Below are 14,227 nucleotides of genomic sequence, written 5' to 3'. Positions count from 1 at the left end.
TGCGCCGGCCTCAGGGAGTGATGGGGGCGGATGGGTCGCGCGGCGCCAGCGCATGCAGGATGCGCAGGTCCTCGGCGTCCAGTTCGGTGCCGCCCTGTCCACGGAAATGGTTGCGGAAGGCGCGCACCGTGGCGGCGCGGTCGTCCAGCGGATAGCCGATCAGGCGCAGCGCGGTCCACGGGTCGAACCCGTCCGGCGCCGGCGGCGCGTCGGCGGCCGGCCAGCGGCCGAAGCCGGCGTCGGCCAGGCGCTTCCACGGGAACAGCGGGCCCGGATCGGGCTTGCGCGTGGGCGCCAGGTCCTGGTGGCCGATGATCTGGCTGCGCGGGATGCGCAGGCGCGTGCACAGGTCTTCCAGCAGCACCAGCAGGCTCTGGATCTGCGCCTCGGCGAACGGCGACTTGCCGTCGTTGTCCAGTTCGATGCCGATGGACGCGGAGTTGAGATCGGTGAACGGTCCCCAGCTGCCGGCGCCGGCGTGCCAGGCGCGGCGTTCGTCGCTGACCAGCTGGTAGTTCCTGCCATCGGCGCCGATCAGGTAATGCGCGCTGACCGGGCCGCCGCTGTTGCGGCTGCGCAGCGTATCCAGGCTCTGCTGCACCGAGTCCTGCTCGGTGAAATGGATGACGATCAGGTTGGGCCGGCGCACGTCCTCGTTGGGCGAAGGCACCCAGGTCGCCAGCGGATTGCGCGGGGGCGTGTGGCCGCAGGCGGTGAGCAGGGCGGCAGCGAGCAGCAACGGCGGCAGGCGCGAAATCGAAATGTTCATGAGCGATGAGATTGGGTTGAATCCTATCGAAGCATGGATCAGGCCCCTCTCCCGGCGGGAGAGGGGTCGGGTGAGGCGCGGCGCTCCGCGCCGCCCTCATCCGCCCTGCGGGCACCTTCTCTTAATAGGGAGAAGGGCAAGACGGAACCACCGCTGCCGCATTACTGGAAGCGGTACTCCAGCAGCAGGTTGAAGGAACGGCCGCGCGGGTCGGCCACGCGCGCTTCCCAGCCCGCGCCGTCGCCGTCGTCCAGGTAGCGCACGGTGAACGGCGGATCGGTGTTGAGCAGGTTGCGGATGCCGAACGTCGCCTTCAGGTTCTCCATGCCGGACCAGGTCAGGCTGTAGTTGTAGGTGATGTAGGCATCGACGTTGCCGTCCCAGGCCGGCGGGGTGTAGCCATTGACGATGCCGCCCGGCTTCCAGTCCTTGTAGCCGCCACGGTAGACCTGGGTCAGCGTGTGCGCCCAGTCGCCCCTGGCCCAGCCGATGCCGAGGGTGTGCTTCCACTTGATCGGCAGGTTGTAGTAGCGCTCGTACTCGCCGACCAGGTTGTCGCTGTAGGGCAGGCTGTCGAAGGTCTTGGTCTTGAACGTGTCCAGGTAGTTGCCGTTGAGGTGGACGTTCCAGTTGCCGCCGGCCAGTTCGCCGCGCAGGTTGGCGTCCAGCTCGATGCCGCGGGTCAGCGTGCCGCCGGTGTTGATGTAGCGCTGGTCGATGGCGATGATCTTCCCGCTCCCGTCGCGGATGAAGTTCGACGCGTACAGCGGGTAGTTCGCTGTCATCGTGGACAGGTTGAAGCCGCTGCGGATCGTGTTGGAACGCTCGATCTCCCACCAGTCGACGCTGACGTTGAAGTTGCCGTGCGGCGCGAACACGAAGCCGATGCTGCGCTGTTCGGCTTCTTCCGGCTTCAGGTTCGGGTTGCCGCCGGTGATGATGTCCGGGCGGATCTGCTCGCTGCAGTTGGCCACGTCCGGGTTGTACTGGCCCTTCGGGCAGGTCGCCGGATCGGCCAGGTCCAGGCCGGTGTACTGACTCTCGGTGATGCCGCGGAACAGCTTGGCGAAGTCGGGCACCTTGAAGCCGGTGCTGTAGGAGCCGCGGAACACCAGCCAGTCGATCGGCTGCCACTTGAACGAATACTTCGGATTGGTGGTGCCGCCGAAGCCGTCGTAACGGTCGTGGCGCACGGCCAGGTTCACTTCCAGGCTGTCGACCACCGGCAGGTTGACCTCCGCGAACACCGCCTTGACGTTGCGCTGCTTGGGCGACATGTAGTTGGAGGCATCGCCGGGAACGCCGAAGACGTAGGCGTTGCCCGCGACCCATTCGGCCGGGCCGCCGAACTCGTATTCCTCGCGGCGCACGTCCACGCCCGCCGCGGCCTGCACGTCGTTCCCGCTCCACAGCCTGAAGCCGAGGCTGCCGCTGAAGCTCGCGTCGAACGTGGTGGTGGTCGAGGTGCCCTCGTAGATCTGCAGGCCGCTGGCGTCGGCCGCGGCCAGCGCGTCGTAGGCGGCCTGCGACTGGTCCTGGCCCGGCATCAGGAACGGGTTGAGCACGCCGTTCTTGAGCGCGGCCTTCAGCTGCGGGGTGTAGTAGTAACCGCCGGCGGTCACCGACTCGGCCTTGCTCTGCGCGCGCGACAGGCCGATGTTGTAGTCCCAGCTGCCGAGGCTGCCGGTCATGCCCAGCAACGCGCGGTAGGCCTTGGTGGTCGTCTCGATCTGGCGCGGGCCGCACACCTCGCAGCGCCAGCGGTAGGCGATGGGGCTGCCGTAGACCAGGTTGGCCTGGTCGCCGAAATAATCGTGCAGCTGGTTGTAGATCGCGTCGTAGGTCGCCTTGGTATTGGCGTTCAGCTCGTAGGCGTCGAGCTGGGTCGCGCTGGCGTTGATGCTGGTGGTGATCTGCTGCGCCTCGAACTGGCGCTTGGAGGTCACCTTGGAGCCCATGAATTCGGCGAAGAACTCATGGTTCTCGCCGACCTTGAAGGTGGCACGGCCGATGCCCTGCACCGTGTCCACCGGCTGCTGGATGGTGCGCGCGCGGCCGTAATCCCACGCGCAACCGAAGCTGGCGCCGGGGCTGGCCCAGATCTTGTCGCCGTAGTCGCCCATCATGTCGCCGCCGTTCTCGCAGCCGGCGCCGCCGGGCAGGCGCAGCGTATTGATGGTGGTCTTGGTGAGGTTGGTGTTCGGGTCCTTCAGGCCGCCGCCGATCATGCTGCCGGTGCCGGTGACGATGTTGGCGAACGGCGTGCCGCGCGTATCCGGCGACAGGCCGCGGTCGGCCTGGAAGCTGTTGACGAAATCGCGCTGGTTGCCGCGCAGGATCTTGTTCTTCTTGGCGTTGACCGCGGCCCAGACGTTCCAGCGGTCATTGTCCAGGTCGCCCCAGCCGCCGAGCAGGCTGCCGTGGTAGATGTTGCCGCCGCCTTCCTCGGTGACGTCGGCGCCGGCGGTAAGGGTGATGCCCTGGTAGTTGTTGCGGGTGATGAAGTTGATCACGCCGCCGATGGCGTCGGTGCCGTACACGGCCGACGCGCCATCGCGCAGCACTTCCACGCGCTCGATCGCGGCGAAGGGAATCGAGTTCAGGTCGACGACCTGGCCGGCCAGGCCGTGCGCGGCGACGCGGCGGCCGTTGAGCAGCACCAGGGTCGCGTCGGCGCCCTGGCCGCGCAGGTTGGCGCCGGACACGCCGTTGTTGCCGCGCGTACCCGGAGGGGCCACGCCGCTGTTGGCGGCCAGGCTGTCGGGGCCGCTGCTGGCGATGTTCAGCTGCTGCAGCAGCTGTTCGGCCGAGGTGATGCCCTGCGCCTCGATCTCGGCCTTCTGGATGATGGTGACGGGCATCGCCGCCTCGACATCGGTGCGCTTGATGCGCGAGCCGGTGACTTCGATCTTGTCGAGCGTGCGGGCTTCGGGCGAGGACGTGCCTGCCGCCGGCTGGGACTGGGCGAAGGCGGCCAGCGGGCTGCCGAGCGCCAGCAGCAGTGCGGCGCTCAGGTGGTGCATTCGTGGGGTGCGTGCGGATGCGGACATGCTCTCTCTCTCCAAAAAAGGGCGCGTAACGGGGGGATGCTGCGGGAACGATGCCGGTCCACTTCCAAATCCGTGCTGGCGGGTTACGGCGACCATCCATCGATCCTCAAGGGGGCGGCACGATTCCGCCAAGGCAACCGGATGCGCGCCACCTCCCCGGGGCCGCACCTCTCCTTCCATGGTTGCACCGCACCGGGGAGCGTCCTTGTCTGCCGGCCTGCAACATGCCAAGCCCGACTGCAGGCCTGTCCAGCGCCGGGGTGTCCTTCCAGCGGCTGCGTCGTGCAGGCCTCTGTGCAAGGAAACGGCGGGCGCATCCGCCTCCGCCCAGCCCGGTTTCACAGCTGTTTAACACGTGCCGATTCCGGTGGTCAATAAACCATTCCCCATGCCCTTGGCTATGGAAATAAAATATTTTCGTGATGCGTTGCACAACATGCGCGGCATCGCCCATTGCCCTGGTGCATGACCGCGTCAGCCGCGCGGCCTGCGGCGCGAGCATGTTGCAGCCGTCCGCCCATTGCACTCACGGGCAATCACCGACCCGGCGGAACGCCAGGTCCTGGTAGTCGTAGCTGAAGTCGATGTCCGGATCGATGGCGCGCATGCGCAGCGTGCGCTGCGCGCCGTCACCGGAAAACTCCAGCCACGCCTCCGCGTCCTCGCCCAGGTCCTGCCACTGCACCCAGGGGCGGCCGCCGGACGACATGACCCGGCCGCGCATGGCCGGCGACTTCACCGAGGCGAACACGATGCCTTCGCCGGCCGGGCACAGCGCGACCTGCCCGAACCACGGGTCGGACCACACGCCCGCATCGCCGCCGAAATCCCGTGCCGCGACCGCCATGGCCTGCGCCAGGACAGGGCGCACATGGCCGTCGGCACGGCGCTGCGCCCGTTCCTGTTCCAGCAGCCGCGCGTAATGGAGGACATCGTGGCCGGCGGCCGGTGCGGTCTGGCGCTTGAGCAGCGCCTGCATCAGCGCGGTGCGCGCGTCCTCGCCCTCGCCGTTGATCAGAATGACCACGCCGCCGCGCCGGTCCGGCAACAGCGCCAGCGACGAATACATGCCCGACAGCGTGCCGGTATGCGCCACCTTCCACTGCCCGTCCATGTCCGACAGGCGCCAGCCGTAGCCGTAGGCGAGGAAATGGGTGTTGTCCCAGTCGCGCAGGCGCTGGCCGACGGGCATGGGCATGTGCGCGGTCCACAGCGCGCGGCGCTGGGTGGCGTCCAGCCAGCCTGGCGCCTGCGCCGGGTCGAGCAGCGCCCGCATCCAGCGCAGCATGTCGTCCAGGCTGCAGCGCACGCCGCCGGCCGCCATCGACGGGAAATCCACGGCCAGGTCGCCATCGCGCCCACCGACCACGTTGCGCCCGTCCTGCCGGTAATGCGGCTGGGCGACGTTGCCCACCGCCTGCGGCGACCATTCGCCGACCTGGCAGCGGTCCATGCCCAGCGGCGCGAAGATCTCCTGCCGCACCAGCGCCGCGTAGGGTTTGCCGCCGGCGACCGCGGCCACCTCGCCCGCCACCACGTACAGAAGGTTGTCGTAGGCGTAGTCGGCGCGGAAGCTGCCGGCCGGCTTGAGGTGCGCCAGCCCGGCGATGATGTCCTGGCGGGTGAAGTGGTTCGGCTCCGGCCACAGCATCAGGTCGCCCGCGCCCAGCCCCAGGCCGCTGTTGTGGATCAACAGGTCGCGCACCTGCATGTTGCGCGTGACCCACGGGTCGTACATGCGGAACGACGGCAGGTACCTGGTCACGGGATCTTCCCAGCGCAGCCGCCCGGCCTGCACCAGCCGCGCCAGCACCGCCGCGGTCATCGCCTTGGTGTTGGAGGCGATCTTGAACAGCGTATCGGCATCGACCGCCTTCCCTTCCCCGGCCGCCTGCTCGCCGCGGGTGGCCACATGCACCACCTTGCCGTCCTCGATCACGCCGACCGCGACGCCGGGCAGCCGGTAGTGCTCGAAGGCCTGTTGCACGGCCTTGTCGTAGAACGCCGCATCGTCCGTGGGAACCGCGGCGTGGGCGATGCCCGGGAACAGGGCGAGGCAGAGCAGGAGTCGTTTCATCAGCATGTTTCCAGAACCCGGCGGCGGGGTGCGCCGCCGGGAGGTTGCCGCAGGGAGAGCTGCGGCAACAGCTACCGAAAAATCCGGCCCCGGCATCAGAAATCGATGTCGAGGTTCACGTACACCGCGCGTCCCATCAGACCGTAGATGCCCTGGTAGTACGGGAAGGCGGTGTAGGTGTCGTCCTTCGGGCCGTAGTTGTTGAACACGTTGACCACGTCCACGCCCAGCCGCATGTTGTCGGTGATCTGCCGGGACACGCTGGCGTTCCATTGCACGAACGGACGCAGGAGCTTCGTCGCGTAGTAGTTCATGCGCGGGCCGTTGCGGTAGCCGTACAGGTTGACGTTCCAGTCGTCCCTGGCCCAGCTCAGCGTCCAGTTGGTGCGGGTGCGGAAGGCCACACGCGAGGTCCAGTGCATCGCGTCTTCCCAGTCGTCGCCCTCGGTGGTCTGCTCGTCGTAGCCCAGCACACGGGTGAACCCGGCGTTCACGCCGAAGTCGCCCAGCCTGCCCCAGGTCCAGTTGTACTTGAGGCTGGCATCGAAACCATCGGTACGCACGCCGGCCTGGTTGATCGCGCCGGAACTCAGGGCGGTGATGCGCCCCTCCGCGTCACGCTGGACATAACCGGCATACATCGCGCACTTGCCCGACCCCGAGTCCACCGGGTCGCCATTGATCTTCGATCCCATCAGGCAGTCGGTATTGCCTTCCAGGATGCCAGCGACGCTCAGCAGCGAACTCTTGCCCTCGAGCTTGACCCGCCAGTAGTCGGCGCTGAGCGAGAAGCCCTGGAACACGTCCCAGACGAAGCCGATGCCGTCGGACTCGGCGGTCTCCTCGTGCAGCTGGGTGTTCATGCCGCCGGAGGTCCACCACAGGCCGTCGACGTAGTCGCTGTTGTTGCACTCCCTGCGACCGGCGGTCGTCGACAGGTCCATCCCGTCCTTGCGGCACATGTAGTCGTTGACGAAGTTGCCGTAGGACGACACCGGCCCGCCATACACCCACATCAGGTTCGGCGCGAGGAAACTGGTCTGGTGGTTGGCGCGCACCAGCAGGTTGTCCAGGGGGCGCCACTCCAGCGCGGCCGCCCAGGTGGAGGCACCCCCGACGTCGGAGATGTCGTCGTATCTGTCATAGCGGCCGGCCAGGGTCGCGGTCAGGCGCTCGAACACAGGAACGCGCAGCTCCAGGCCGGTGCCGTAGCGGTCGCGCGAGCCGCCGCCCCAGGTGGCGTTGTAGTTGAAGGTGTGGTCCTCCCCCTGGTAGGAGTTGCGCGAACGCATGTCCGGGGCCAGGTCGTACTTGGAATGCGAGGCCTCGGCCACGAACGCCATTTCCACTTCGCCGGCCGGCAGTTCGAACAACGGGCCCGTGAACACGAACTGCGCGGTGCTGGCCGAGGACTTGTTGCGGTTGACCACGATGTCGGTCATGGCCATGAAGTCCGCCGCCGAGGTCGGCCCGAACATGTGCTGGAACTGCTCCGGCCCCAGGTCGTACAGCGGGCCACCGTTGGCGGTGCCGATGGCCTCGCCGAACAGGAAGGTGTGCACCTTGTTGGTCAGGCCCTGGCGCCACCAGCTCTTCATCTCGCTGCTGGAGAAGGTCAGGCCCATGTCCCAGTCGAAGCGGTCGAACACGGTACCGCGCACGCCCATGTTGGCGCTGATGCCGATCTCCCTGTAGACGCGCTGCGGCATGCCGCCGGACTGCTCCGGATCGAGGATGCGCTGGTACTCGAACATGCCCAGGGTCTTGTCGGTGGCGTTTCCCTGGTTGAACACGTACAGGCTGGCGCGGCTGGTCATCTGGTCGCGCGCATGGGTGACCAGCAACTGGCCATAGCCTTCGAGGTTGTCGGTGAAACGATAGTTGCCTGACACGTAGGCCGAGGTCTTGTTGTACTTGTTCGACAGCGTGGCCCAGTCGTAGTAGTGCATGTTGCCGCAGGCGGTCGGCGTATCGCCGTCGGCCGGGTCGTCGTACGGGTAGTACGGTGTGTACTTCGGGCTGGCGTTGGCGCAGGAGTACTGCAGCGCGCCGCCGGCATCGGGCGAGCCCGGGGAAGCGGTGACCAGGTTGCCGTCCCGGTCCAGCCACGAGTTGTAGTGCATGTAGCCGCCGGGCGTGTCGTAGAACCACAAGGTCAGGCCGTCGGCCGGCGCCCAGGTCAGGCGGTTCGGGTCCTTGCTCTGCAGCGGGGCGGTCCGCATGTCGCCGATGCCCCGGTCATTGCGTTGCCAGGCGTAGACCGGCTCGCGGTTCAACTGCTCGAACGCATAGGTGATGCTGCCGCGCTCCCACGCCTTGCCGCCGCTGAACTGCAGGTTGCCGGTGTCGCCGCCGCCGTCGGTATAGGTACCGCCGCGGATGCGCAGGTGGTTACCTTCCCAGTTGTCCTTGGTGATGATGTTGACCACGCCGGCCACCGCGTCCGAGCCGTAGATGGCCGACGCGCCGCTGCTGAGCACCTCGATGCGCGCGACCGCCGCCGCCGGGATGCTGCCGATGCTGATGCCGGTGTCCGACGGCGTGGACGCGGCCGCGTAGTCGGCCATGCGCTTGCCGTTGAGCAGGATCAGCTGGTAGCCCACGCCCAGGCCGCGCAGGTTGAGATAGGACGCGCTCGGCGCCTGGTTGCCGAAGTTCCACTCGCCACCGACGACGTTGCCGGTGAACTGGGTCAAGGTACCCAGCGCCTCGGCGATGGTGCTGAAACCTTCCTTCTTGATGTCCTCGGCGGTGATCACCACCACCGGCGAAGGGCCTTCGACTTCGGTGCGCTTGATGCGCGAGCCGGTGACCTGGATCTTGTCCAGGGTCTGCGCGGCGGCCTTGTCCGTGGCGGCGGGAACCGGGTCCGGTTTATCGGGTTGCTGCTGGGCGGCGTTGTCCGCGCTGGCGGCCGACGCGAGGGCTGGCAGCGTCAACCCCATGATGATCGCCGCGACCAGCCGGCCGCGCTTCAGTTCGTTACGACAAACGGGCATTACGACCTCTCTCCGGTTTTTCCGGTGTGGTGGAAGGGTGGAGGTTCAGCGAGGTGTAGCGGCGATGCAGGCCAGTCCCTGGCCGATCTCTCCTGTACGTGGCGCCGGGCCGGCGGCCCGGTCCCGGTTCAGTCCCGCGTTCGCAGCAGCGCGCGGCTCAGGCCGTAGAGGATGCGCAGGTCCTCGGCGTCGAGTTCGGCGCCCTCGCTGCGCATGCCGCGGAAGTGGTGGCGGAAGGACTGCAGCGCGTTGGCACGGTCGTCGAGCGGATAGCCGATGGCGGCCATCGCCAGCCAGCCGTCGAACTCCGGCGGCGGATCGCCGGCGGCCGGGTCGGGCCAGATGCCGAAGCCGGCCTCATGCAGACGCTTCCACGGGAACAGCGGGCCCGGATCGATCTTGCGCCCCGGCGCCAGGTCCTCGTGGCCGATGACCTGCTGGCGCGGGATGCCCTGGCGCCGGGTCACGTCCTCCAGCAGCACGATCAGCTTCTCGATCTGCACGTCCGGATAGGGCGTGTAGCCGTCGTTGTCGATCTCGATGCCGATCGACGCCGAGTTGAGGTCGGTGATGGTGCCCCAGCGGCCGTCGCCCGCGTGCCAGGCGCGCTTTTCCTCGTCGACCAGCTGGTACAGCGTGCCGTCCTTGCCCAGCAGGTAGTGAGCGCTGACCGGGCCGTTGCTGTTGGCGGTCTGCAGCGTGCGCAGGCTGCCCTCGGCGGTCTTGCCGGCGGTGTAGTGCAGCACCACCACCACTGGCCGGCGCGTGTCGAAGTTGGGCGAGCGTTCCCACTTCGCCATGGGATTGCGGTGCGCACAGGCGCTCAGCAGCAGCAATGAGAGAAGAGGAACAAGGAACGAGCGAAGGCGAAAAGCCCGCACTCTCCCGCTCTCTCTCGTTCCTCGTTCCTCCACACTCGTTCCTCGCTTACTCATACCCGCCTCCAGTCGCTGGCGGGCTGTTCACCGGCCAGCATTTCATCCAGGCTCTGGCGGTGGCGCACCACCGCATAGCGCTCGCCGTCCACCAGTACTTCGGCCGGCAGCGGGCGCGAGTTGTAGGTCGATCCCATCGACGCGCCGTAGGCGCCGGCGCCGAGGATCGCCACCAGGTCGCCGGCCTCGCAGCGCGGCAGCGCGCGCGCGGTGGCGAAGGTGTCGCCGGTCTCGCACACCGGCCCCACCACGTCGTAAACCACGGTTTCGCGGCCGGACGCGTCGCCGACCGGCACGATGTCGTGCCAGGCGTCGTACAGGCTGGGCCGGAGCAGATCGTTCATGGCCGCGTCCAGCACCAGGAAGCGGCGCGCCTGGCCGTGTTTTTCCAGCAGCACGCGCGTCAGCACGATGCCGGCCTCCGCTACTAGCCAACGTCCCGGCTCGACCAGGATGCGCCCGCCGAAGCCGGCCAGCGCCTGGCGGATCGCATCGGCGTACTCGCGCGCGTCCGGCGCCTGCTCGCCCTCGCGGTAGCGCACGCCCAGCCCGCCGCCGACGTCGATGCTGGCGATGGCGTGGCCGGCGCTTTCCAGTTCCTTCCAGAACGCGGTCATGCGCGCCAGCGCCTCGCGTACCGGGTCCAGGCTCAGCAGCTGCGAGCCGATATGCATGTGCAGCCCGTCCAGGCGTACGGCGGGCCACTGCGCCTTCGCGTCGAACCAGGCACGCGCCTCGGCGATGGATACGCCGAACTTGTTCTCGGCCTTGCCGGTGGAAATCTTGGCGTGGGTCTTCGCGTCCACATCCGGATTGATGCGCACCGAGGCCACGGCGGTGACGCCGCGCGCGGCGGCGATGCGCTGGATGGCGTCGAGCTCGGCGCGGGATTCGATGTTGAAGCGGCCGATGCCCACGTCCAGCGCGAGCGCGATCTCCGCGTCGGACTTGCCCACGCCGGAGAACACGATGTCGGCCGCGGCGATGCCGGCGCGCAGCGCGCGTTCCAGCTCGCCGCCGGACACGATGTCCGCACCCGCGCCTTCCTCGGCCAGAAGGCGCAACACCGCACCATTGCCGTTGGCCTTCACCGCGTAGCGGATGCCGGCGTCCAGACCGGCGAGCGCGTCGCGCAGCGCCCGTACCCGCTGGCGGATCGCCGGCGCGGCGTAGACGTACAGCGGCGTGCCCTCGCGGGCCGCCAGGGCCGCCAGGTCCACCTGCCGGAACGCGTCCGGAAAGGCGTGCCCGTCGTGTCGTGTGAATCCCTGATCCAAGGCATTGCTCCAAAAAAGATGGCGGCCCCATGCACGGGCCGCCAGAGGAGGAACTCAGTACCGCGGTTGCATCGTCATTGCCGTGGCCGGATCAGAAGTTCCAGGTCACGACCAGCTGTGCGTAGCGGGGCGACTGCCAGCGGGTACCGGTGCCGAAGGTGTCACGCATCACGCCCGGCTGGCCTTCATAGCGTGCAGCCACGTTGATCACTTCCTGGGTGTTGAGCAGGTTGTAGATGGACAGGTTGGCCTTCAGGTCGATGCCCTCGACCGGCAGTGTCCAGGTGACGGTCGCTCCCAGGTTGTAGGTCCATGGCATGCGCCCGAACGCGCCACGGCCGGAGTACTTGTACACGCGGTCCTGCCAGGCCCCGGCGCACTTGTCCACGCAGAGCCAGCCGGTACCGCCGCCACTGCCGGTGCTGGTGTAGCTTGCGACGGCGCGGTTCTCGTCCGGCCAGGTGACGCCGAAAGCGGTGATCGGGCCGCCGGACAGCGCCGTCAGGGTGCTGCCGAAGGACCACATCTCGTTGAGTTTGTAGGCGGCGCGGAGCTTGATCTGATGACGATGGTCGTTGAAAAGATCGCCATAGCGCTCGTTGTTGGCCGGATGATCCCAGTGCTGGACCATACCGGTATCGCCATAGTTGGTATCCGAGTTGACCGGACCCTCATGGTTGCCCTCGGACTTGGACCACAGGTAGGACGCATTGAACGCCCACTTGTCGTCCCATGCCCGGTCGATCTGGAACTCCATGGACTTGTAGGTACGCTTGGGCTTGGAGTAACCGATGATGCGGTTGCTGCCCACCGTCATGTAGCCTTCCTTGGAGGTATCGATCGTCACCCAGCCATCCTGCGCGCAGCCCATGGCCTTGGTGCCCCACAGGGTCAGCTTGTCGCCAGGGTTGGCGATCGGCCACAGGTTGCCGTGGCGCGTGCCGCACAGCGAATTGATGAGCATGTCGTCCATCGCATTGGGCATGCGCCGGTAAGTGCCGGTAACGCCCCAGGACCACGCCTGGTTGATCATGCTCTGGAAGCCAAGGATCGCTTCATCCTGATAGACCGCATCCAGGTCGCGATCCACGCTCTGTCGCAAGTCCTGCACGACAATGTTCTGCGACTGGTCCACCGGGCCGATCTGCGCACCAATGATCGGCGCCATGTACGGCGCACCGGTGACCGGGTTGGTTTCCGGGCGCCAGCCGTCCAGCGCGTAGTAGGTGTACTCGTCGAGGAGACCGCCGGCGAAGTTGTAGCTCAGGATGCTCGGGATCGGCATGTAGTAGCGGCCGAGATTGCCGAACAGCTTGGTGCTGCCGTCGCCCTTCATGTCCCAAGAGAAGCCCAGGCGCGGCGAGAACAGGTTGTCCTGCTTGGTGAAGGTGGTCCCCACCGTGGTCATGTTCTCGAAGTTGTCCACGCGCACGCCGAGATTCAGCATCAGGGAGGGTGTGACGTTCCAATTGTCTTCCAGATAGAAGGCGCTGGCCTTGATGTCGAACACGCCGCCATCGGCGCGCTCGCGTGCGCGCAGGATCGCGTTCACACCCGCCGGAACGACCGAGCCGTTGTCGAGCAGGTTGCCCGGCTTGGTGCCATAGGCGGTGTAGTACTTGCGGGTCGGCCCCGGATAGACCGTCCTGCGGTCGGTGGTCATCAGCTCATGGTCCCAGCCGAAGCGCAGCTGGTGGTCTCCGAGCACCCACTCGAAGTCCAGGCGCTTGGCGATGCGCTCGTCCTCGTGATTGACAATCGTTCCACCCGGGTGACAGCCCAGCACCGGGCTGCCCATGGCCCGGTAGACCGCGCCGTAGCTGGAGTTCTCATAGGTCACGAAGTCGCACAGGGCGTCTGCGGGAGACTTGTTGTAGCTGCTGCTGCGATTGAAGCCGTACATCGCCTTGGCGGTGAAATTGTCACCAAAATGTCCGGTGTAGGTCGCCGAACCGCTGGTGCCGCCGCTGGAGGCACGGGATTGGCTGGGCTGATCCGTGCCACGCGTGGATGTCGCGAAATTGTAGGTATAGATCGCGGCGTCGCTGTCGCCCTCATCGGAGAACGCCATCAACTCCAGAAGATGGTTGTCGGTTATGTTCCAGTCTAGCTTGGTTCCCCAGAATCCATTGTCAGAGGTGTTCTGGGTCCAGCTGCTGCCGGCCGAATTGGTGCTGCCTACCTTGCTGTCGCGCTGCTCATACATGGCGAACAGGAACAGCTTGTCCTTCACGATCGGGCCGGAACCCCATACGTTGGCCTTGGTGAAGCTGCGGGTGTTGTGGCTGGACAGGACGTTGACGCGACCGTCGGCGTAGTAGTGATCCTCGGCCTCCGAGCGCCAGGCCGCCGGCTCGAACGTCATCGTCACGCCGCCCTTGAATTCGTTGCTTCCCGAGCGGCTGACCGCGTTGATCACGCCGCCGGTGGACCTGCCGAATTCGGCGGAGTACCCGCCGGTCTTGATCTGGAATTCCTCGAAGAACGCGAAAGGCGCCGCTGAAAAGCTCTGCCGCTTATAGAAATCGGTGACGTTCAGGCCATTGATGAACACCGAGTTCTCGGCCACCGACGAACCGCCGAAGGAGATGCCGCCGAACGACGAGTTGCCGCCGATGACACCCGGCGCGAGCAGCGCGACCGAGGACAGGTCCTGCGCCACCGGCATGCGCGCCAGTTCCTCGCGGTTGATGTTGAACGAAGACTCCGTGGAGTACACGTCCACCCGGTTCACGATGCGCGAACCCACCACCTGCACCGAATCCAGCGTCACCGCGCCGGCGTCGCTGCCGCCGAGGTTGACCGTGGTGGTGCCGCCCAGCGATACGTTGACCGCCACCGGTTCCTTGTCGCTCTGTCCGTCGCGCTTGACCGTCAGGCTGTAATCGCCGACCGGCAGCTGGCTCAGGCGGTAGCTGCCGTCGCGGCCGACGGTCACCGTGCGGGTCAGCCCCGTGGCGGTGTTGGTGATGGTGACCTGGTCACCTGCGTTGGCGCGGCCGGCGATGGCGCCGGTCGCGCTCTGCGCCATGACCGTGGGCGCCAGCGCGCCGAGGCACGCACCCAGTGCGACGCTGAGCGCCGCCTTCTTCAGCATTTTCCTGTTCATCCCCTGCCCTC

7 protein-coding genes are annotated in these 14,227 nt (G+C 67.0%); all 7 read right to left on the bottom strand.

Annotated elements, in window-relative coordinates; genetic code table 11:
- Positions 1–10: 10 nt before the first annotated feature.
- Positions 11–769, bottom strand: coding sequence for an N-acetylmuramoyl-L-alanine amidase (locus ABTV91_RS04170; protein WP_433853365.1), 759 nt, complete (start codon positions 767–769; stop codon positions 11–13).
- A gap of 161 nt (positions 770–930) precedes the next feature.
- Positions 931–3,819: a TonB-dependent receptor plug domain-containing protein gene (locus tag ABTV91_RS04165; RefSeq protein ID WP_433853364.1), complete on the bottom strand. Its 2,889-nt coding sequence runs from the start codon at positions 3,817–3,819 to the stop codon at positions 931–933.
- A gap of 526 nt (positions 3,820–4,345) precedes the next feature.
- On the bottom strand, positions 4,346–5,896 hold the full coding sequence (locus ABTV91_RS04160; RefSeq protein ID WP_433853363.1) for a serine hydrolase domain-containing protein: 1,551 nt from the start codon (positions 5,894–5,896) through the stop codon (positions 4,346–4,348).
- Positions 5,897–5,991: 95 nt separating this feature from the next.
- Entirely contained in the window at positions 5,992–8,895 is a 2,904-nt protein-coding gene (locus tag ABTV91_RS04155) for a TonB-dependent receptor domain-containing protein (protein ID WP_433853362.1), read from the bottom strand.
- A 128-nt stretch (positions 8,896–9,023) separates the two neighbouring features.
- Positions 9,024–9,695, bottom strand: a complete 672-nt coding sequence (locus ABTV91_RS04150; protein WP_433853361.1) for an N-acetylmuramoyl-L-alanine amidase — start codon at positions 9,693–9,695, stop codon at positions 9,024–9,026.
- Positions 9,696–9,826: 131 nt separating this feature from the next.
- The gene (gene lysA / locus ABTV91_RS04145) at positions 9,827–11,107 is read right to left on the bottom strand and encodes a diaminopimelate decarboxylase (RefSeq protein ID WP_433853360.1); all 1,281 of its coding nucleotides are present in this window, start codon (positions 11,105–11,107) and stop codon (positions 9,827–9,829) included.
- 91 nt (positions 11,108–11,198) lie between these two features.
- The gene (locus tag ABTV91_RS04140) at positions 11,199–14,216 is read right to left on the bottom strand and encodes a TonB-dependent receptor (protein ID WP_433853359.1); all 3,018 of its coding nucleotides are present in this window, start codon (positions 14,214–14,216) and stop codon (positions 11,199–11,201) included.
- Positions 14,217–14,227: the final 11 nt, after the last annotated feature.

Origin of the sequence: Stenotrophomonas nitritireducens, assembly GCF_050984405.1 — a bacterium.
Classification (GTDB): domain Bacteria; phylum Pseudomonadota; class Gammaproteobacteria; order Xanthomonadales; family Xanthomonadaceae; genus Stenotrophomonas; species Stenotrophomonas nitritireducens_B.
The sequence above is the reverse complement of the archived record's forward strand: the minus strand, read 5'-3'. Positions and strand labels throughout refer to the sequence as shown.